Raw genomic sequence first — 21,975 nt, 5'->3', positions numbered from 1 at the left:
AAAATGAAATCATATATAATATATAGCTTTATTTTTATCGCCATTATTAGCGCAGGCTGTAAAAAAGACTTTTTTAATATTCCTCCACAGGATTCACTCAGTGCTGATAATTTTTACCAAAACACCGAACAGGTACAGGCCAGTACCATTGCGCTGTACAACTCGCCATGGTTCGACTGGAATGCCAAAGCTTCCTGGTGTATTTCAGAATTGCTAAGCGGTAATGCACACACCTATTCTCCGGATGTGATCAACTTTGGTAATTTTTCGGTAACAGGCGATAATACACAGTTGGCATCAGCCTGGAATTCGCTATACAGCGTAGTAGCCCAATCTAATGCGTTGATTAATAATCTGAAAGCAAAAGTGCCAGCCAGCGTACCAGCATCTGTAGTTAATAATGCCATTGGCGAAGCGAGATTTATGCGTGCTATGGCTTATTTTTATCTGGTAAGAACATGGGGAAACGTGCCGATTATTGAAAATAGCCTTGATTATGTGAACAATTACCAGATTAATACCAATCCGGTAACTGATGTATACAAGTTCATGATCAACGACCTCAAATATGCGGAAGATAATTGCGATAAAATGATCAGAACGGGTTCTGTTTCTCAGGGTAAAGTATCCAGCGGATCAGCATCTGCATTATTGGCTAAAGTTTATTTATACATGCGCGACTATCCGAATGCCCGTTTAAAAGCAGAGCAGGTAATCAATAGTGGCGAGTTTAAATTGTATGGAATAGATATTTCGGGCAAAACCTATGCTGATTTATTTAAAACCGCCAATAATAATAACGAAGAGAGTATCGCCGCGATACAATGGTTGGGCGGATCTTCCTATGGTCATGGTAATGCGCTACAATCCTTCCTCGCCTTTAACTCTGAAATTACGGGTACCGGAGATGGTTACGGAAGTGTTACGCCTTCTATCGATTTGCTCACTGCTTTCGAGCCCGGCGATTTAAGAAGAAAGCCAACGGTGATGGTGCAGGGAGATGTTTATCCTGAAATTAACCAGGCCAAAGGTGGCTACACTTTACCTGCCGGAGCGGTTGCTCAGGGCATGCCGGCATTTATTAAAAAATATGTGGTGGGTACGCCTGCGGATAATGGTGGTAAAGGCGCAGCATTTTCTACAGGTAATAATACTTATTTAATGCGTTATGCAGATGTATTGTTGATTGAGGCAGAGGCAGTACTTGCCGGGGCTGAACGTACATCTGACGATGCGGCACTTGTACCTTTTAACAAAATCAGAAAAAGGGCTGGACTCATTCCTAAAACATCAATCACTATACAGGATATTTATCAGGAGCGTCGGATGGAATTCGTTTTTGAGGCTGATTACTGGTTTGATCTGGGCAGGTTAGATGGTTTTAATGTAACCTCACATCCTAAAGCAATAGCCATTATTTCCAATCAGGAAAGGGGAATTTACAGTAATACCACACCTGTTGTGATCTGGGGGCAAAAGTATACGCCAACTGATGCCAATTTCCGTTTGCCTTATCCTACAACAGAAACCATTCTAAATCCAAAATTACTATCGGCTCCGGTGCCTTACAATTTTAAATAAGCTTATATGAAAACGTTACATAAAAATATTATAGCCCTTTATCTTGTTGGCATCTTTTGCATGCTGATTTTTGCCACCTCCTGCAAAAAGGAAAAAGAAGGACAGGGTGCACCAAGCATTACCCGCGTACGTACCCTGGTTAGGCCGGGCGATACTCAACTTACACCATTGGATTCAACAGTTACTTCGGGCGATGTTGGTGTTACTTATGTTATAGAGGGGGTAAATCTGAAATCGACTAATAAAGTAGAATTCAATGGAGCATCAGCTTATCTTAATACGGCCCTTTTCAGTGATAACAGCATTATCGTGATGATCCCGGCAACCGCCACATGGATCAATCAAACAGGGAAATTAACACTGACTAACCCATATGGCAGTACTTCCTTTAACTTTAGTATTAAACAACCAGCTCCGGTAGTTAGTGATCTGAGTCAGTTTGCAGGTAATGCTGGCGATGTAATTACCATTACCGGCTTACGTTTTGATCAGGTGTCAGGCGTTAAGTTTGGTACAACTGATGCCAGGGTAGTTTCATCAACGAGCACGGAATTGAAGGTAACCGTTCCAGCAGGTGCGCTCGGTGCAGTAAGTGTGACTACCCCTGGCGGTACAGGTACTGGTCCGTATGTATCTTACGATGGCGTTGTGGTGCCGATCTTACTGCCATTTGGCTTTACTCATTTATTTTATGATGATCAGATCACAGCGGGCTACGACTTCAATTTCGGAGGTGCCAATGCAGATGTAAACAGCACTGAAATGGTAAAAAGAGGTAACCATTCTATTAAATTAACCTATACAGGAAGTTATGCCGGATATGCGGTTGGCAGTAACACACCTGTTGATTTAACTGATAAAACCTATGTTAAGTTTTCTATTTATGGTACAACAGGTACTGAAGGGAAAGTAGTAAAAGTTGCATTAGGTGATTTTGACAACCGTAATGTAAGTGTGGTGCTGCATGCGGGCAAGTGGACAAACTATGTGGTTCCGATAGATCGTTTCCAAAGCGCCAGCCAACCGGGCAAACCTACCAGTTTAAACTGGATCGGCTTTCAGGAGTTGAGCGGCAATGCGCCAGAAACCATCTACCTGGATGATATTGGGGTTTACTAATTGAAGGGATATTTTAATTTCATTGGATTGTATCATAAATAAGCTGCTCTGAATTTTTCAAAGTCCAGAAAGACTTAACGTAGATATAATACCTGGTGAATATCGTCATTGCGAGGTACGAAGCAATCTTTTTTTGCCAGTACCCGTTGCCACAAAGATTGCTTCGTCGGCTGAAAAAGCCTTCTCGCAATGACGATTTTATGAAGTAAATCCATACCGTAAATATGTTCCACCCTTCCAAAATTTATAATCTTAAATAATTAATCAATGAAATTAATACAATACATGTTGGCCGGCATCATGCTACTAGCCAGTTCTACTGTTTCTGCACAAAAAAATCTGGTGCTTAACGGTGGTTTTGAAAATGAATTAGATGGCTGGGTTGATTATTCGGCAAAAGTGACTCCTTATATGTATAGCGCCGGCAAAATGAGTGCTGCCTTATTTTCTTCAGATTCTTCTAAATGGACCGGTATGCACCAGATTGTATCGCTGCCTAAAAATACCCAGTATATACTCATGAGCGCGAAGATTAAAGTAGATGGTGTAAGTACCGGAAAAAATGCCTGGAATGGTGCATTATTTCTTTTCGAAACGCTTGATAAACAAGGAACTAAAATAGGAGAGGGGATCAACATTGCCTCAGTTACCGGAGATGAAGAGTGGAAGTTATATGAGAAAGCATATATTGTTACACCAGGCATTACGAAAATAAAATTGTTATTTGCCTTAGGCTATGTTACGGGTACGATGTTCGTTGATGAAGTAAGTTTAAAAGCAATTACACAATCGGAGTTTGAAAAATATTTGTAGTATGATGAATGGTGTGATGTGTAAGTTGTTTTTAATCGGTCTGCTACTGTTTACAACTGCAGTTTTTGCGCAGCAAGTGGCTACTCCTAAAATTGTGCTGAACCAGTCTGGTTATTATCCAAAGCTTGAAAAAAGTGCGGTTATACTTAATCCCGTTTCAGAAAGTAAGTTTGAGTTGTTATCCATGCCAGACCGGAAAGTGGTGTACACCGGTGTATTATCGGAACTAAAAACTACCCAATATTCGAACATTAAAACAAAATTAGCCGATTTTAGTGCTTTTGATCAACCAGGCCATTATATCATCCACGTGGATGGCGTTCCTGAATCTCCGGTTTTTAAAATTACAGATCATGTGAACCATGATTTAGCGATGGCAGCATTAAAGGCATTCTATTATCAGCGTGCTTCAACTGCGCTGGACGTAACCTATGCAGGTAAATGGTATCGTGCTGCCGGGCATCCTGATACTTCAGTTTATATTCATCCATCGGCCGCTTCTAAAAATCGTAAGGTTGATAGTAAGATTAATGTTTCCGGAGGATGGTATGATGCCGGAGATTATAATAAATATGTGGTAAATAGTGGTATTTCTACCTCAACCTTACTTTCTGCTTATGAAGATTTTCCTGAATATTTCGGGGGGCAGGAGGTGCATATTCCACATGCCAAAAACAAAGTTCCAGACGTCTTAACAGAGGCTGTTTACAATTTACGATGGATGCTGAAGATGCAGGATCCTGGCGATGGCGGGGTTTATCACAAATGTACTAATCTGGATTTCGACGGTATGGTGATGCCAGATCAGGCCTTATCAAAACGTTATGTGGTGGCAAAGGGTACTGCCGCAACATTAAACTTAGCCGCAGTAGCCGCACAGGCTTATCGCATTTTTAAACTTTTTCCTGAGCAATATCCCGGATTGGCAGATAGTTGCCTTTTGGCATCCAGAAATGCCTGGCGCTGGGCATTAAATAACCCTAACGTTGTTTACGATCAAGATCTGCTTAACAAAACATCAGACCTTAAAGTAAACACAGGTGCTTACGGCGATACGAACTTTGAAGATGAATGGATCTGGGCCTCTGCAGAACTGCTGGCCTCAACCGGAGAGCAGGCCTATTATAATGCCTTTTTTGCGCGTTTGAATGCTCCGGTAAGCTTGCCAAGTTGGAGCAATGTAGGCATATTGGGGTATTATACATTAATTAGATGTGAGCGGCAGCTGCCTGAAAGTTATAAAAGTATAACCAGCATTTTGAAGAAGAAAATATTGACACTTGCTGATCGTTACTTAAATGCCTTCAAAACAGGTGTCTACCATACGGTGATTGGCGCTTCGCTTAACGATTTCGCATGGGGAAGTAATTCTTCAGCAATGAATCAAAGCATAGCACTCATCAACGCTTATTTATTTTCCAAAAATGAGGCTTATCTCGATGCTGCGGTCAGTAACCTGGATTACGTTTTAGGTAAAAATGCAACCGGCTATTCTTTTGTAACCGGTATAGGTTACAAATCACCTATGCACCCACATCATCGCCTGTCGTTTGCAGATGGTATTGCTGAACCCATTCCGGGCTTACTGGTTGGTGGGCCTAACCGGGAAAAACAGGATGGATTAAAATACGATTCCGAACCAGAATTGTCATACCTCGATGATGTCAATTCTTATGCGAGTAATGAAATTGCCATCAACTGGAATGCACCATTGGTATATGTAGCAAATGCAATGGAGTGTATTGAAAAGGGGAAAAAATAAGGATCAATAGAAGTAAACCGTGCCCGGAGTTCCCGCCTGTGCGGACAGACCAGCCCGTACAGGCGGCGAGATATCTATATCGCATAAAATAAAATGAAGCAAGTTGAGTTGGCGGTAATATTTGAAGTTTTATTTAGCTGGCATTGCTCAGCGGAATACTGAAAGAAAAAGTACTACCTTTCCCGAATTCACTCTCTACCCAAATTTTTCCCTGATGACGGGTTACGATTTCTGCGCACAGGTATAAGCCTATCCCAAAGCCGGCGATCGTACTGTCATTTTCAACCCTGTAATATCGGTCAAAAAGTTTTTGTTGATGCTCAGCTTTAATGCCGATGCCTTGATCAATAACACTTATTATAATTTGATCATGATCAACGGTATATTGTATATTAACCTTACTACCCAGATCAGAATATTTAATGGCATTACCGATCAGGTTTTGAAGCACCTGGTTTAATTTATTGCGGTCTGCACAAACCATTACTTCATCGGCAAGGTGCAGCTTTACTTCGTAACCCGTGGTTAGTGTTAAGGTTTCTTCGCAAACCTCTTTTAATAAATCTGTAATTTCAAATTGTTGTTTATCAATGGCAATTTTTCCTGATTCCAGACGTGAAACATTTAAAAATCCATCAATCATTCTGGTCATCCGCTTCACCTGGTTTAGCGATTTGTCAATTGTTGCGAGCATTCTGTCTTCAGTTTGCTGGCGCGAAAGGTATTGCAACAGTTGCAGGTAGCCATTTATCGAGGTGAGTGGTGTTTTGAGCTCGTGGCTCGCCATGCCGATAAAGTCATTCTTACGCTGTTCATCTTCCTTTTGCTCAGTAATATCCAGCACCGAACCTATAAATCGCATCGGTTTATCGCTGGCATCAAAATAAACCTGCCCTTTGGCCCTGATCCACCTCAGGCGTTTGTCTTCAAATCCAATGGTGCGATATTCTACGTCGTAAATGCCGTTGCTGGCTTGTTTATCAAAAACATAAGCTAAAACGGCGTTAATCCTTTCTAAATCATCTTGATGAAGGTTCTGTAAAAAATCCCGCTCAAAATCAACCTCATTCGAATGGCTGATACCGAATAATAGCCTGCAGCGATCGTCCCATTGCATGTGGCCCGTAGCCATGTCCATATCGAAAGTGCCCAGTTGAGCAGCTTCTTTAGATAATCTGATCTGTTCATAGGCCTTTTGAAGTTTTTCTTTTGAAATTACATGCTCAGTAATGTCCGTGGCTGTTTGCATCAGCCCGATTACCTTTCCGTTTACTTTCAAGGGTGTATAGGTCAGGTCGTAATAGCCTAACGTCGGCTTGCCATTTTTGATCAGTGATATGCCAACACCGGGCACATGGTGGTTGAGCCCCGTGCGGTAAGCATAAAATAATTCGTCTACTACCTGTTGTCCAACCAATTCGGGGATAGCTTCGAACCAGGGTTTTCCTAAAACCGATGAGTCCTTACCAATCAGATTGAGCATGGGGCCGTTAATTACGTCAAAAACCATGTTTTCTCCTTTGGTAATCAACATCGGAACAGGAGAGGAACGAACCATATTTTTAAACCATTCGCGGCTTGCTTCCAATTTTGTCCAGGTTTCCGTTGAAGTTACGCCATCCGCTTCACTTGTTTGAACATCATCCTTCGCAAGAAGCACATGTTCGGTTTCCAATTGCAGGCTTTCACCTGTTGTTTGCATGTATTCTATATTTCGGCGGTTAATGCCCTTGTTCGTACCAGGCAATATTTCATTTACAGCTTTCGGGTTTGCCGATAGCTCGTGGTCATTTACAGGCTGATTCTGTTCTGTGGCTAGCGTTGGTTTCGCGATCAGCCAAACCACAATTTTTGGTTGATGATCTGCAGCCTGTTCTAGTTTGCTTGCAAAATAAAGATAGCTAGAAAATGGGGATACGCTACTTACCAGGTCAGGAATCTGTAGGGGTATTGTAAAGTTGTTTTTTAACTGCAAGAAGAAATCAGAAATGTTTAGAGGCAGGTTTTGGTCCAAAATGTCATGAAGACTCATCTTCAGGATTTCTTCCAGACTTCCATTTACTAACGCTAAAAATTGAGCATTTGCATATGCTAGTTGCAGTGAATCGGGATCAATAACGAAGATGGGGATTGGCGCCAGGGTTATGAAACTGGAAGTATTGGTTATGGTTAGCATGTTATATCCCGTTAAATACAAATGTAATCATTTTGGCTATTTACCAGCATAATAACATTTTTTAAATCTTGATCTGTTGACCTTGCAATTTTTGACCCAGGCGGCAGGACATCATTCTTGTTTACGCTATTGCCAATCCACAATCATACCCCTCAATTTAAATACAAGGTCCATTTTGTTCATCTATGCGTTTCAGTATAGCGGATAAAATCATGTTATAAGCTACATAGGCAACAAATATAAAAAAGCCTAACTGTAGCGCAGAATTATTCTCAGTAACCACTTTTAGCGCTTCGGTGTCGATATTGAGCCCGGATAGCTGGCTTTTTAAAATCCCGTTAAGACCAATATAGGTCATGGCTATCCCAACTACCATCACATCTGCCATATCCCATTTGCCGAGGTCAAATGCCAGAAAACGGATGAATTTTGAATTGCCTAATAATTTGCTGCATGATACATGCAATCCACGTGCGATGAGGCGTAGCAGGGGCAGTATAACTACGAAAAGCATCAGTAATACGCCTACCAGTACCGCATCTGGTTTGGGCTGTTCTACCAGGGTGCCAATAATACCCAATATACTTTGGCTTTGAAAAAAGAGTACCTGGTTGTTGAAAACCAGTTTTTCTCCTAACAAAGCAAACTCAAGTGTTTTAATTCTGGCATCTACCTCTATGATGGGTGATGACACACCAACTGCGAGTAAAATGAACGCGAAAAGCAATGATATCACAAAAAGGGTAACTTCGCTATCCACCCGTTTGCGTAATAAAAGCCAAAGCATTAGGGCAATTACAATACAGGCAGTCATCCCGATTGCATACTGATAGCTTAAACCTTTAATGTGGCTAAGTTTGGCATTTACAACTTTGTCAAAAGCACTGGCATTATCTACTTTATACTTTTTAAAAATGCTATGCTCTACGGATGAGATGGTTTGATCGCTTCGGTCATAAGTCTGCGCTTCCAGTTCGTCGAGTTTTCCTGTTGCGACAGATTTTAATTTTTTCAAGCTTCTGGGGCTGGTTATTTTGGTTACAATGGTACGTGAGAAAGATGGCACCAATGCATGGATTTCTTTCACATCTACAAATGTATTAAACGCCAGTTTTTTAAGTTTGGCACCAAGTCCTTTCTGCGGTCTCGTCACTTCAGCAACGGCTTTGTTTACCATGCCATGTAACTGTTTTTCAACTTCTTGTTGCATATCTACCTTTTGGCTTTTGGTAAGGTTAAAGCCCTTTACCTTCCGATCAACCACTGCTGAGATTTTATCTCCCCAGCGGTCTACCGAAAATATGCCGAAAGTAATGTTGTTTGAAAGGCTGTAATCTTCCTTAATGTGTTTTTGCTCATAAGCCAGTTCGCGGAAATGGTAGCCACAATGCGCTGCAGCCATTAACAGCAGCAAAAGTGAGGCAATCAGGATAAAAGATGCCGACCTGGATTGATCTGGCTTAACCTGCTTATTTGTACTCATATTATCTTTTTGCAATTCGCTCATTCATCTTAGATTTAATGCACCTCGTGCGGGGTAATAGATTTAAGGATGGTCGACAGGATCAATCCATAAAGTACAAAACAAATAAAAACAATGTAACCAGGTTGCAGCGCGGTGTTGTTGGTTGTGAGGATGGTAAGCGAATCATTATTGATATTAAGGGCCCGCAACTGGTTTTCAAGCAATCCGTTAAGCCCAATGTATGCCATTAAAATAGCGATCACAATTACATCGGCCATGCTCCATTTTCCTGATTGAAAAGCAAAATACTTAACTATACCATTTTCCGCCCACTTTTTTCCGCCCAGCAGGTGAATCCCTGTTGACGTGAGCTTAACTACTGGGAACAAAATACTAAAAGCCAGAATCAATACGCCGACCAGTACAGAATCTATTGCCGATTGACTAATGAGTACCCGCACGACATCCATTATACTTTTGCTCTGGAAAAAAAGTACCTGATCATTAAAAACAACATGTTCTCCCAGTAAAACAAAATCTAAAGACCTGATTCTGGCATCAACTTCAATCATAGAGGCGGTTAGGCCGACTGCTAAAAGCATAAAGGCAAAAAGTAACGACATAATAAAAAGCGTGGTATGCAAATCCCTACGTTTGCGCAGTAGCCACCAGAATGACAGTACGACGATTACGCAGCCTAACATCCCAAAACAGTAGTAGTAGGTTTGCTGCCTGATGCTGTTTAATGAACCAGTTAGCTTCTGGTTTAACTGTTGATTATCAGATACGCCATAACGGTTGTAAATTTTTTTCATTATGGCGTTATTGGCAATAAATGCGGTATCCTGACTTTCTTCTTTGGCTATCTCATTAAACTCGCCCAGGGCCATGCGGCCCAGTTGCTTTTTATTTTTAGGATTATCAATTTCAGCAATTATTTTTTTGGCGAAGTTTGGCACTTCTGCGCGGATACTATCCGAATTAACAAAATTTTTGATGGCAAACTTTTGGATCTTCCCGCTAATGGTTTTTTTGGGTTTGTTTACCAGGGCTTCTGCCTTATCAATAAGTGCAAGGAGTACCTGTTCAACTTCGCCCTGTAGTACCTTTTTTTGTTTGCGGGTTATTTTGAGGCCAGAAACCTGGTGGTGAACAATATCTGCTACCTTATCTTTCCATTGTTGCACAGAGAACAGGCCATAGGTAATGTTATTTACCCTGGAATAATCATGTTTAATCTGTTCCTGTTTTTCCGATAATTCATGGAGCCTCAAACCAAAAAAGCCTTCCGCAACAAGCAATATGCCCAGTGCAAGGATCAGCAAAATCCGGTAAATAAGTTTTCCTGATGCAGGTTTGTTGATTACTTTTTCCAATCTGTTTGTTATAAATAGTGATTACATCTCCCCGAAAGGAACTATTTGCAGATAAACATCAATTTTTGCAAAATGTTTTATACCTATTTTACAGCAGAAAGAGATCGGATAAAAGGCTAATTGTATGTATTTCAGTTTTGCAGGGTAACATAAGTAAGTTATTCGATTATTAAGGTTTTGTTGATGCTATTTGTATTATCTTTATCGCCATAAAAAGTAAAATAATGGATAATCATAGCTTCTCCAACGAACAGTTCTTATCTGGCGGTGGAGAAATGGGAGCGTTAATCCGCTCAATGGATTGGTCTGATAATCCACTGGGTCCTGTAGAAACCTGGCCACAAAGTCTTCGGACATCTGTGAGTTTGTGTCTTTCTTCCACTTTTCCGATCCTGATTGCCTGGGGACCAGAAACGATCCAGATTTATAACGATGCCTACCGCCCCATCTGTGGAACCATGCATCCCCAATCAATGGGCATGAACTTTCGCATTTGCTGGGAATCTGCTCTGGAGGTGGTTGGCGATAAATTTACGCGCGGACAGCAGGGAGAAGGTACTTATATTACCGATCAGCAAATGTTTTTGTTTCGGTATGGCTACCTGGAAGAAGCGTTCATGACTTTTTCATTTGCACCTATACGGGATGAATCTGGTGAAGTGGGCGGAATATTTCACCCCATTACCGAAACTACCGATAAAATGCTCAATGCCCGCAGAACGCAGGTGCTCCGCGATCTGGCATCAGTTTTAGCCAGGGCAAAGTCCATTGAAGATATAGGCAGCCTGATTGTTGAAAAGCATCCTGATTTTGTTGCCGATTTGCCTTTTATCTTATTTTACAGTATAGCAGATGATGGGGAATCTGCTACTTTGATCAATAGTGCAGGCACAGCGCTTGCCCCTGCATTGGCTATTCCTGAAATATTATTTGATGGGAACAAACCAGCCTGGCCGTTAGCAAGAGCCGTTGATGCACCTTTGGTTTTAGACGATTTGATTTTGAGGTTTGGTAATTTTACTTGCCAGCCCTATCCTGAAACACCAACTACAGCAGTAATTTTGCCGGTATTTATTTCGGGTAAGGAAAAACCCTTTGGTTACATTGTTGCTGGCGTGAGTGCCAGAAGAGCCATTGATGAAGAATACATGGGCTTTTACTCGCTTTTGGCCAATACTTTTAGTAGTGCGGTTTCTAACGTATATGCCTACGAGCAGGAACAGAGACGGGCTGAAGCGCTGGCTGCAATAGATAGATCGAAAACAGCTTTTTTTAGTAACGTCAGTCATGAGTTTCGTACCCCTCTTACGTTAATGCTTGGGCAGCTGGAAGATCTCCAGGCCAAAACCATTATGGCCGATCCTGAAATTGGCGAGATTGTACTTTCTACGCACCGTAATTCCATGCGCCTGCTCAAACTGGTTAACAACCTGCTTGATTTTAGCAGGGTGGAAGCCGGTAGGGTAAAAGCTGCTTTTCAGCCGGTTGATATTGTAGGGGTAACTACCGACCTCGCCAGTAGTTTCCGGTCTATTATTGAAAAAGCAGGTATGGAGCTTGTTGTTGAGGCTGATTTACAGTCTTTTGAAGTTTTTCTTGATATCCAGATGTGGGAAAAGATTGTACTCAACTTGCTTTCCAATGCTTTTAAATATACACTTGAAGGAAAAATTACCGTCGAATTGATTAAAGAGGGTGATCATGTGATCTTAAAGGTTTCAGATACCGGGGTAGGCATACCAGAGGCTGAACTTCCGCATATGTTTGAACGCTTTCATCGGGTTGAAAATGCGATCGGCAGAACCCATGAGGGAACTGGTATCGGACTTTCATTGGTTAGTGAGCTTGTTGGGTTACACGGCGGAGATATAGCTGTAGAAAGTGTTTTTGGAACAGGATCAACCTTTACTTTGCGTATCCCTTTAGGAAGTTCTCATCTGCCTGCAGAACAAGTGCATCAAAAAGGTTTTCAGGGGCTGATGATCGGTTTGAGAGAATCTTTTCTTCAAGAGGCTTCAGGCTTATTAGGTGAAGAGTATAGCGAAATAGTAAAGGAGAACAAACCTACTCAGGCTGACCACATACATCAGCCCGAAGCCAAGGTGCTGATTGTTGATGATAATAACGATATGCGCGCCTATCTGAAACGTTTGCTTGAACCTGAATTTAACGTTTACACAGCAGTAAATGGTGAAGATGCCCTGCAAAAACTCAGCACTTTCACTCCCGAGCTTATCCTTAGTGACATCATGATGCCTGTTATGGATGGAAAAGCTTTGCTTAAAAAAATCAGGGAAAGAGAAGAAAAACATTGGATTCCACTTATTTTTCTTTCAGCAAGGGCAGGCGAAGAAGCCAGGATTGATGGGTTGGAAGCAGGTGCAGATGATTATCTGGTTAAGCCTTTTTCTGCACAGGAGTTACTGAGTAAAGTACGTGCGCAGATTAAAATAAACAGGGTTAGGCTCTACAATGAACGGCGTATGCGCGATTTTGTGGCCGTTGCTTCCCACGAATTAAAAACACCGTTAACCGCACTCTTTGGTTATATTCAGCTCATAGGGAAAAAGTCTGCAACAATTAATGAACCTTTGATAGCCAATGCAGCAGAAAGGGCAGGTTACCAGATCACGAGAATGGCGAGGATGGTTGACGATTTCCTCGACGTGAGTAAACTGGATGAAGGGATGTTGCACCTGAATTGGGAACAATTTGATATTGATGAACTGGCTAAGGAAATTGCAGCCGAAGTACAATTCACATCTTCTTCGCATGTCCTCCATTTCACCGGTGGTGATAACCTCCAGGTAAGAGGTGATCGGGAAAAAATTGGCCAGGTTATTACAAACCTGTTGATAAACGCCGTAAAATATGCACCGGAAGCACCGAGGATTGAAATTGCTGTAAATAAAAACGAAAAACAAGCAGTAATAGGTATACGAGATTATGGAATTGGGATAAAAAAGGAAGATCAAATACATGTGTTTAAGCGGTTTTACCGCACGGAATCGGCAAATAAGGGATTTAGGGGATTTGGTGTCGGCTTATACCTTTGTGCAGAAATCGTTAACCGCCATGGTGGTACCATAGGGTTAGAGAGCGAACCTATGGTAGGTTCTACTTTTTATTTTTCCTTGCCGCTGACAGATTAAAGCAAAGCGCATCAGACACAGCATGGCTAAAAAAAAAGCGACTACCGGATTGCCAGTAGCCGCATCAACTAACTGATTGAACAGTTATTTATTTTAGGTAGATGTGCGGTTATAACATTGGTCTTTTCTTAATTGTTTTGAAAAAAGACTAGTTTAGCGTAATATTTTAAATTAACCTGGGTTGAGAAGTAATATTTATAGTGGTCTATTTTTTTCCACATAGATGATTTCCAACCTGCATCAATGCTTTATCAATGTAACCGATTTTAGTTATAAAGAAATAAAACAAATTATCAATTAAGGGGTTATATCATGGATTTTATAAATTAACACGAAGTTAGAAGTGGTTAGTCACTTCTCAAAATACAAGTCAGATACACACAATTTTATACAGATCAATTGGAAACATCTAACAATAGAAAATTTGAACTTTCAGGAAATGCAGGTGCATCTAATTTTCAACTGATGACTATGGCATTGGATGCCTCTATTTCTGGCATTATTATTACGGATAATACCCAGCAAGATAATCCAATCATTTATTGCAATAAAGCTTTTGAAAAAATTACCGGATATTCCAGGAAGGAGATTATAGGGCATAATTGCCGGTTTTTGCAGGCACAAGATAGAAGCCAGAAAGAACGGTCAATATTAAGCAGGTGTATTGCAGAAGGGGTAGAATGCCGGGTAGAAATCAGAAACTATAGAAAGAACGGCGATCTCTTCTGGAACGAACTTTATATGTCCCCAGTTAAAAACGCCGATGGCGTGGTTACCCATTTTATAGGTGTTCAGAATGATGTGACCGCAAGAAAGAATGCGGAGCATGATCTGAGGCAGCAAAAAATATTGATGGAAAAACGGATTGAGGAACGTACTAAAGAACTCAGGGAAAGCGAAGCCTTTTTAGCCAGCATTATAGAAACGGTACGCGAGGGACTTTTAGTGCTTGATCCTAATTTCAATGTGATTAGCGCGAACAATCACTTCTTAAGAACATTTAAGGTAAGTAAGGAAGAAACCGTCGGCCGTCAGTTATATGATTTAGGTAACCACCAGTGGGATATCCCTAAGTTGCGTGACCTGCTCGTTAAAATCCTGCCAACCAACAATCCCGTTGTTGATTTTGAAGTGGAGCACGATTTTCCACACATTGGAAAGAAGCTCATGCTTTTGAATGCATACCGTGTAGAATTTGAAGGGCAATTTAAAGATCAAATCCTGCTCGCTATTGAAGATATAACGGAAAGGCGCGAGGTAGAAGTTAGAAAAGATGACTTCTTATCTATTGCCAGTCACGAACTCCGTACACCACTTACCACAATAAAAGGTTATGTGCAGCTGCTTGAGCGTGCCATGCCTCAAGATGCCAGTGAAAAGTTTCTATCTACTTTTGGCAAAGTATCGGTATATGTTGAACGCCTAAATTCGCTGATTAGCGAACTGTTAGATGTTTCACGTATCCAGAGTGGTAATATGGAATTGCATATGGCGCAGTTTGATTTCGATAATATGATTACCGAAGCTGTTGAGGGAATGCGTACAACAGTTCCTGGTCATCAGATTATACTAAATGGCCAAACTGGTGCAAAAGTGCTTGCAGATGAGTCGCATATTGCTCAGGTGGTGAGTAATCTTTTGTCAAATGCCATCAAATATGCACCGGATTCAGAAAAAATTGAAGTCAATATTGCTAACGTAAGCGATTATGTAAAGGTATCGGTTAAGGATTTTGGTTTGGGAATGAGTGCAGAAGACAGGAAAAAGGTTTTTGAAAGGTTTTACCGTGGTGTAGAAATCCAGAAGAAGTTTCCGGGGATGGGTATAGGCCTTTATATTTGCGACCAGATTATTAAAAGACATAATGGAACCCTTTGGGTAGAAAGTGAAATAGGCAAAGGCTCTATATTCAGTTTTACTTTACCTAAGGCAGGAAAGGAAACGAATGGATAAAAAGAAAATCATGATCTGTGATGATGATGAAGGGATTATTGATGTATTGGAAATGATTTTGGATGAGGTTGGACATACGGTGATTTCCGTAAATGACAGTTTAAAAGTGCAGGCAGCTATTGATCAGGAACAACCAGATTTATTGATCCTGGATTTGTGGATGCCCAGGCTTTCCGGACAAGAGGTACTGAAGCATTTAAGAAAGCATTCGGCCAACAATCAATTGAAAGTAATTGTAATTTCGGCCAGCAGAGACGGTGAACAGGTAGCTGTTGATGCTGGCGCCAATCAATTTATAGCCAAACCTTTTGATCTGAACAACATTTTAGAGTCGGTTGACGCCCTGCTTAATTAAAGGAGGTTAATAGATATTTAGGCTTTTCTATTTTGGTTTTACCTGATAATGGTGATTTATTCATGAAAAATGTTTTCCTATTCCATTGACCAGGCCAATTCTTCAGGCTGATCCGGTTGCTATCGGATCAGCCTGAAGTCCATTTTACCTGAAAGTTAATTCAATCTAGCGGAGATTAAAGTTAATATCAACTTACCTTAAGTCGCCTTCCACGTACTGGCCTTGGCTCCATCTCTAATGTCTGTTTCTGTTTCGTTATTTTTCATTTTCAAAGCAGTTGATAAATTAAGAACCTGTTATCAACCGTTAAGGTTTTGGAATTTCGTTTTAACTGCCTGGAGCAGATCAGGATGTTATTTTACTAAACTTGATGGCGGATTTTTTCGGCCATTTTATTCTGTTTGATAAATAACGAAACTAAGCAGGGGAACACATGGTTTTTAAAGAAAAAGACTATGAAAAAATCGAAGAACGATTTGGTTCCCCAACAGCTTGTTGGGAGCCAGATGGATGCAGTTGAAGAACGTAAATTAAGCAACCTGATTCAGGCTCAGGAATTTTTCGCAGCAGCTGAAAAACGGTTGCTTGCGGTGAATGAATGGGGTAAAATCTCCGGACTATCAGACTTTAAAGTTTTTACGCCGGATGGAAAAGAAGCGATGCGTTCAGTTCAAAAAGGAGATTTTATCAGAATTGATATCCCCGGTCCCGGTCCATTATCTGGTGATGGTTTTGATTGGGTGCTGGTTGAAGAAATTAAAAGATTGCATGAAGGTAATTATGAAATGATCAGCATGTGTGTACGTCCTTGTTCTTCGCCTTTAAATCAGGATAAGGAGGTTGCTCATTTTTTAAAAGACCATGCTACTTCTACCTTTATTGTCCGCAGGGATCGGATTACGGTACGGGCAGAAGAACATGGCAGGAATGAGCAGGCAAATGTCAATGATGGAAACTTGATTGATAGGACACGAAATCTGATTGTTGGCGTTAGTGCAAAGCTGGGCTTGTCCTATCCTCAATGGAAAATGCTGGTAAAAGGATTGCTGGATGGCAGGCCTTAATGCTGTAACATGGCAAGTCCTTCTTCATTGCCCTGCATGGCTGCGAGTTCTGCAGCCCGCTGTCCGCGTACATCTGTAATTGAAGTATCCGCGCCATTGTCTAATAAGAGTTTCAGCAGGTCGTTCCTGCCAAACATTGCAGCGAACATCAAGGCTGTGCCGCCGTTTCCATGCTGAAGATCTAATTTTGCCCCTTTGGTAATCAGCAGTTCTGCAATGGGGAGGTAACCCTTAAAACAAGCACCCATTAAGGCTGTATTGCCGCCAAAGTCTGCTGCGTCTACATCCGCTCCTGCTGCTAAAAGTATTTGTGCGCATGCTAAACGGTTGTTATAACAGGCAATAATTAGTGGGGTATAACCTTTTTCATCCCTGAAATTTACATCGGCACCCCTGCTGATCAGCTCATTTAATACTTCAGTTTCGCCCTGTCTTGCTGCGGGTATTATCAATAGGTCTAAATTTTCCATGTAAGTATAACTGTGGTGGTAGTGAAAAGGTTTTCACTATGTTATTCTGGTGTCCATTTTGTCATTCTGAATGCAAGGAATAATCTTTCTTTTTTAGTCGTAATTTCAACGATGATTTCAATCAGTGTTTTAGTTGCACATTAGGTAATGCTGCTTAATTATCTTTTTGCAAAAAAAAGACACTGAAATCAATCCGGCAGCTATCGGATCAGGGTGACGATCAGGGAAATAAAATAGGATAACAAAAAAGGCTCCGAAGAGCCTTTTAAATTGTTTATTCTGCTACTGCTTCCGCATTAACTGCGTTAACCGCTATTTCTGTTAGGGCTACATCTGTTGCCTTCTCATTTTCAAGGGTTTGTGAAAGGAGTTGAGCTACATCATCGTGGCCAATATTCTCTGCAAATACCTTTAATGTTCCATAGGTTGCAATTTCATAATGCTCAACTTTTTGGGCTGCAAGGATCAGTCCGGCATCACGGATCATGGTACCTTTATCAGTATCAGCAATAATTCCGTTAGCTTCTTCCAGTAAACCAGCCATGGCATCACATTTTTTTGCTGCTGCTTTTTCACCTAAAAGGCTAAATACTTCTTCAAGGGTGCTGATATGTTGCTCCGTTTCCTGTGTATGCTTTTCAAAAGCGGCTGCAAGTTCAGGGCTTGTGGCTGCTTTCTTCATTTTCGGAAGCGCTTTCACAAGATGTTTTTCAGCCCAATAAATATCTTTTAATTCATCTACAAAAAAATCGTGGAATTCTGAATGCTCAATTTTTCCTGTTTTTCCTGTAGGCTTTGCGGTTTTCTTTGCCGCCGTTTTTGTCGTTGCCATAATAATTTTCTTAGTAGATTCTTTATTTTAGAACAGGGTAAAATCATGAATGGTTTTAAGTTTTTTCCTCGCTCGTGTTATTTAGTGCTTAGCTCCTATTATTACCATTGCTTTCTGACAGAAAGCAAGTTACCTGAAAATTTTAAGCGGAAACTGATCTTCTAACTAAATTTTAATGAAGTTCAGCATCTTAGTTTGTGAGATTATCCCATCCTTCAACAGGCTTTGGATGACAAATCTATCCATTAGGATTAACCTTTTTATTGCTTTGGAAAGCAGTTTGTCGATTAAGGTTGCACGGAATAGCAACCCATTATTAAAACACGTATTAAAACGCGGACAAATTACCGAAACTATATAGCGATATACAGGGTTCTAATACATGATGGTTAATAAAGAAACATCCTTAAACAAAACATACCATGAAAAAACAAGACAGCGGCAGTAAACCAAAACTGAGTGCTAAAGGCACGGTAGAGGCTTCTCCGGCCTTAAAAGAACTCTTTAAAGATGGAATCTGTGATCTTTATTGGGCCGAAAATCATTTGGTTAAAAATTTGCCTAAAATGATTGCCAGTGCAACAGCACCAGCGCTAAAAAGCGCAATCGAGTCTCATCTTAACGAAACTAAAGGACATGTAGCCAGGCTTGAACAGGTATTTGAGCTGCTTGGCGAGAAACCCATAGCCAAAAAATGTGATGCGATGGAAGGATTGGGTAAAGAGGGTGAAAGCATTATTGAAGAAACAGAAGCCGGAACAGCTACGCGTGATGTAGGTATCATACTGGCCAGCCAGAAGGTAGAACATTATGAAATTGCTTCTTACAGCGGGCTTTTCCAATTAGCCACCACATTGGGCTTAACAGAAGTGGCAGATTTACTGGAGCAAACACTTGCTGAAGAAAAACTTGCTGATACCAAGTTATCTGATATAGCTGAAAATCAAATTAATTACCAGGCAGCCGACGAGGCTTAAGATAAGGAGAAATAAAATGGCAAAAAAAACAACGATTAAAGATACTGGTCCGATTAATCAGGACAATGATAAAACCACAAAACTGGAGGCCTTTGTTGCAGATGCTACCGGTGAAAAACTGACAACCGATCATGGTGTTAGAATAAACGATGATCAGAATTCACTTAAAGCCGGAGATCGGGGTGCAACCTTATTGGAAGATTTTATTCTAAGGGAAAAAATCACTCATTTCGACCATGAGCGAATTCCTGAGCGTGTTGTGCATGCCAGGGGATCTGGAGCGCATGGGGTATTTAAAGTATACGAAGATATGTCTGACCTCACCAGGGCAGCTTTTCTTTGCGATCCGGGCGCAGAAACCCCTGTTTTTGTCCGTTTTTCAACCGTAGCGGGATCAAGAGGATCTACAGATGTGGCGCGCGATGTTCGTGGTTTCGCCGTAAAATTTTATACGCAGGAAGGCAATTTCGACCTCGTAGGTAACAACATGCCTGTATTTTTTATCCAGGATGCAGTTAAATTTCCTGATCTGGTACATGCAGTAAAGCCGGAGCCAGATAATGAAATGCCTCAGGCTGCATCGGCACACGATACTTTTTGGGATTTTATTTCCTTTATGCCCGAATCTGCCCATATGATTATGTGGGTGATGAGCGACAGGGCCCTTCCAAGAAGTTACCGCATGATGGAAGGTTTTGGAGTACATACTTTCCGTTTTGTTAATGCAGCTGGTGTGTCCAGTTTTGTGAAATTTCACTGGAAACCATTATTAGGCGTACATGCTGTTGCCTGGGATGAAGCTCAGAATATTTCCGGAAAAGATCCCGATTTTCATAGAAGGGATCTTTGGGATGCCATAGAAGCCGGTGCTTTTCCGGAGTGGGAACTTGGCGTTCAGATTGTTGCAGAAGAAGATGAATTCAAGTTTGGCTTCGATTTATTGGATCCGACCAAACTCATCCCCGAAGAGCTGGTTCCGGTGCAGCGCATTGGAAAAATGACTTTAAACCGCAATCCGGATAATTTTTTCGCTGAAACTGAACAGGTTGCTTTTCATGTTGGGCATGTTGTTCCCGGAATAGATTTTACCAATGATCCACTTTTGCAGGGAAGGCTGTTTTCATATACAGATACGCAGCTGATCAGATTGGGCGGACCAAATTTTCATGAGATTCCGATTAACAGGCCGGTGGCGCCCGTACACAATAACCAGCGCGATGGTTATATGCGCCAAACCATCAACCGTGGCAAAACCAGTTATGGCCCTAATGGGATCGCTGCAAATGATCCACAACAGGCTAAAGCAGCCGAGGGTGGTTTTGTAAGTTATAATGAACGAATTGATGCGAAGAAAATACGCGCAAGAAGCAGGAGTTTTTTTGATCACTTCTCGCAGGCCAGGTTATTCCTTAATAGTCAGTCTGAAGCCGAAAAAAACCACCTCATCGATGCATTGAGCTTTGAACTGGGCAAGGTAAAAACGGTGGCCATAAGAGAGCGCATACTGGGTTTGCTGAACCATGTTGATAAAGGCCTGGCGGCAGCTGTAGCTTATGCGCTTGGACTTCACGTTCCAACCGTTCCTTTAGCAGAACTTAATGGTAGTATTCCAGCCGATGCCGATCCTGCTGATTACACCCCGGAACAGAAAGAAGGTGAAGTTGCAAAATCCGAGGCTTTGAGCATGGCTGGCACGCCTAAAGATTCAATAGCGACCAGAAAAATCGCCATTCTTGCAGCTGATGGGGTAGATGGGAAATCGCTTAGTGCAGTAAAGGATGCACTTGTTGCCGAAGGTGCAGTTGTGCACATTATTGCACCAAAACTGGGTACCATTCTTTCACAGGAAGATCAGCAGATTGATGTAGATGAGAGTTTCCTTACGGCAGCCTCTGTACTTTATGATGCTGTTTATATGCCAGGCGGAACAAATAGTTCTGCAACATTAGAAGCAGAAGCCAATGCCGTACATTTTCTGAACGAAGCTTTTAAACACTGTAAGGCAATAGCTGCCGATGCTACCGCCATACAAGTGCTGGAGGCTACCTATTTTTATAAAAAACTTCCTGACGAATACTCGCAGGATACAGTGCTGCGTGAGGGCATAATCGTTTCAGACGATCTTTCTTCATCAGTCGAACTGTTTATCAAGATGATTGCTCAGCACAGATTTTGGGATCGGGAAGTGGCGCGAAAAATTCCGGCATAGCAGCGCCAGTTTATTGAACATTCTTCACATACTTCAACCAGGTGAATTCACCTGGTTGTTTTTTTTAAAAATAAAACAAACTGCCAAAGGTTTTAAAAGGTTCTTACAACTGACGAGGCATTCTATTGGCGAAACATCATTTTTCCCCAATCGGGCGAATTCACCTGTCCGCAAATATCAATTAAAATAATCTTAAAAATTATGGAAAACAAAAAAACAGATTCTGATAAACAGGACGAGGAGAAAGTAGGCGTTATCCCAGTGTCACAATTAGAGGGAAGTGATGCTGATATGGATCAACAGGATAACGACGTTAATCAGAAAACAGCTGAACAAGCCACAAAATCTGATTCGGATACCGACAAGCAGACCGGCAAAAGCAATGCCGACTAAGAAACCATCAAATAATGGTGGTTTACGATGAACCTGAAAAATATATGTTATGGAAAATACAAGGCATTTCGCCCTGATTACCGGGGCCAGTAGCGGCATTGGTTATGAGGCCATGATTACGGGAAAAGACAGGGTGATTTCTGGGATTAAGAATAAATTGAAGTAGCCATGGGAAATATAACACCTGATAGTATGCTGGCAGAACAGACCGGTAAGCAACGGGAACCAGTGGATAAATCATAAATCTTATTACCGATCAATTGGAGAATCCAAATAAA

At 41.3% G+C, this 21,975-nt stretch carries 16 protein-coding genes; 11 read left to right on the top strand and 5 right to left on the bottom strand.

All coding sequences use genetic code 11. The features are described 5' to 3' along the window. Positions 1-3 precede the first annotated feature (3 nt). From ACIQXP_RS09065 to ACIQXP_RS09050, 4 genes are all read left to right on the top strand, one after another. Entirely contained in the window at positions 4-1,581 is a 1,578-nt protein-coding gene (locus ACIQXP_RS09065) for a RagB/SusD family nutrient uptake outer membrane protein (RefSeq protein WP_293744144.1), read from the top strand. A gap of 6 nt (positions 1,582-1,587) precedes the next feature. Then, complete coding sequence (locus ACIQXP_RS09060; RefSeq protein WP_387505275.1) at positions 1,588-2,700, top strand: IPT/TIG domain-containing protein; 1,113 nt, start codon at positions 1,588-1,590, stop codon at positions 2,698-2,700. Positions 2,701-2,967: 267 nt separating this feature from the next. Beyond that, positions 2,968-3,513, top strand: coding sequence for a carbohydrate binding domain-containing protein (locus tag ACIQXP_RS09055; protein WP_293744148.1), 546 nt, complete (start codon positions 2,968-2,970; stop codon positions 3,511-3,513). Beyond that, a complete protein-coding gene (locus ACIQXP_RS09050) occupies positions 3,497-5,275 on the top strand; it encodes a glycoside hydrolase family 9 protein (RefSeq protein WP_293744150.1) in 1,779 nt (592 codons plus the stop codon). The genes ACIQXP_RS09055 and ACIQXP_RS09050 overlap by 17 nt, the downstream gene beginning before the upstream one ends. A 133-nt stretch (positions 5,276-5,408) precedes the next feature. Here ACIQXP_RS09050 and ACIQXP_RS09045 read toward each other — a convergent pair whose 3' ends face one another. From ACIQXP_RS09045 to ACIQXP_RS09035, 3 genes are all read right to left on the bottom strand, one after another. Then, entirely contained in the window at positions 5,409-7,451 is a 2,043-nt protein-coding gene (locus ACIQXP_RS09045) for an ATP-binding protein (RefSeq protein WP_387505274.1), read from the bottom strand. 157 nt (positions 7,452-7,608) lie between these two features. After that, on the bottom strand, positions 7,609-8,958 hold the full coding sequence (locus ACIQXP_RS09040; RefSeq protein ID WP_387505273.1) for a paraquat-inducible protein A: 1,350 nt from the start codon (positions 8,956-8,958) through the stop codon (positions 7,609-7,611). Between the two features lie 11 nt (positions 8,959-8,969). Then, entirely contained in the window at positions 8,970-10,292 is a 1,323-nt protein-coding gene (locus tag ACIQXP_RS09035; protein ID WP_387505272.1) for a paraquat-inducible protein A, read from the bottom strand. A 224-nt stretch (positions 10,293-10,516) separates the two neighbouring features. Here ACIQXP_RS09035 and ACIQXP_RS09030 point away from each other — a divergent pair, with 224 nt between their 5' ends. From ACIQXP_RS09030 to ACIQXP_RS09015, 4 genes are all read left to right on the top strand, one after another. Beyond that, a complete protein-coding gene (locus ACIQXP_RS09030) occupies positions 10,517-13,444 on the top strand; it encodes an ATP-binding protein (RefSeq protein ID WP_293744157.1) in 2,928 nt (975 codons plus the stop codon). Positions 13,445-13,843: 399 nt separating this feature from the next. Then, on the top strand, positions 13,844-15,397 hold the full coding sequence (locus tag ACIQXP_RS09025) for a PAS domain-containing protein (protein WP_293744159.1): 1,554 nt from the start codon (positions 13,844-13,846) through the stop codon (positions 15,395-15,397). After that, a complete protein-coding gene (locus tag ACIQXP_RS09020; RefSeq protein ID WP_293744161.1) occupies positions 15,390-15,752 on the top strand; it encodes a response regulator in 363 nt (120 codons plus the stop codon). The genes ACIQXP_RS09025 and ACIQXP_RS09020 overlap by 8 nt, the downstream gene beginning before the upstream one ends. Before the next feature lie 455 nt (positions 15,753-16,207). Then, a complete protein-coding gene (locus tag ACIQXP_RS09015) occupies positions 16,208-16,816 on the top strand; it encodes a hypothetical protein (RefSeq protein ID WP_293744163.1) in 609 nt (202 codons plus the stop codon). Here ACIQXP_RS09015 and ACIQXP_RS09010 read toward each other — a convergent pair. Then, complete coding sequence (locus ACIQXP_RS09010; RefSeq protein WP_293744165.1) at positions 16,813-17,286, bottom strand: ankyrin repeat domain-containing protein; 474 nt, start codon at positions 17,284-17,286, stop codon at positions 16,813-16,815. The two genes, ACIQXP_RS09015 and ACIQXP_RS09010, sit on opposite strands and share 4 nt — an antisense overlap. Before the next feature lie 274 nt (positions 17,287-17,560). Further along, complete coding sequence (locus tag ACIQXP_RS09005) at positions 17,561-18,118, bottom strand: YciE/YciF ferroxidase family protein (protein WP_293744166.1); 558 nt, start codon at positions 18,116-18,118, stop codon at positions 17,561-17,563. Positions 18,119-18,540: 422 nt separating this feature from the next. On the opposite strand from ACIQXP_RS09005, the gene ACIQXP_RS09000 reads away from it, so the two are divergent. The 3 genes from ACIQXP_RS09000 (at position 18,541) to ACIQXP_RS08990 (ending at position 21,697) form a co-directional block, all read left to right on the top strand. Further along, positions 18,541-19,095 (top strand): YciE/YciF ferroxidase family protein, encoded by a 555-nt coding sequence (locus tag ACIQXP_RS09000; RefSeq protein WP_293744168.1) that lies wholly within the window; start codon positions 18,541-18,543, stop codon positions 19,093-19,095. Between the two features lie 16 nt (positions 19,096-19,111). Further along, positions 19,112-21,304, top strand: a complete 2,193-nt coding sequence (locus ACIQXP_RS08995; RefSeq protein WP_387505271.1) for a catalase — start codon at positions 19,112-19,114, stop codon at positions 21,302-21,304. Positions 21,305-21,505: 201 nt separating this feature from the next. Then, positions 21,506-21,697, top strand: a complete 192-nt coding sequence (locus ACIQXP_RS08990) for a hypothetical protein (RefSeq protein ID WP_293744172.1) — start codon at positions 21,506-21,508, stop codon at positions 21,695-21,697. Positions 21,698-21,975 lie beyond the last annotated feature (278 nt).

It is taken from the genome of Pedobacter suwonensis, from assembly GCF_044762335.1.
Taxonomy (GTDB): domain Bacteria; phylum Bacteroidota; class Bacteroidia; order Sphingobacteriales; family Sphingobacteriaceae; genus Pedobacter.
This window is presented reverse-complemented; position numbering and strand designations above follow the sequence as displayed.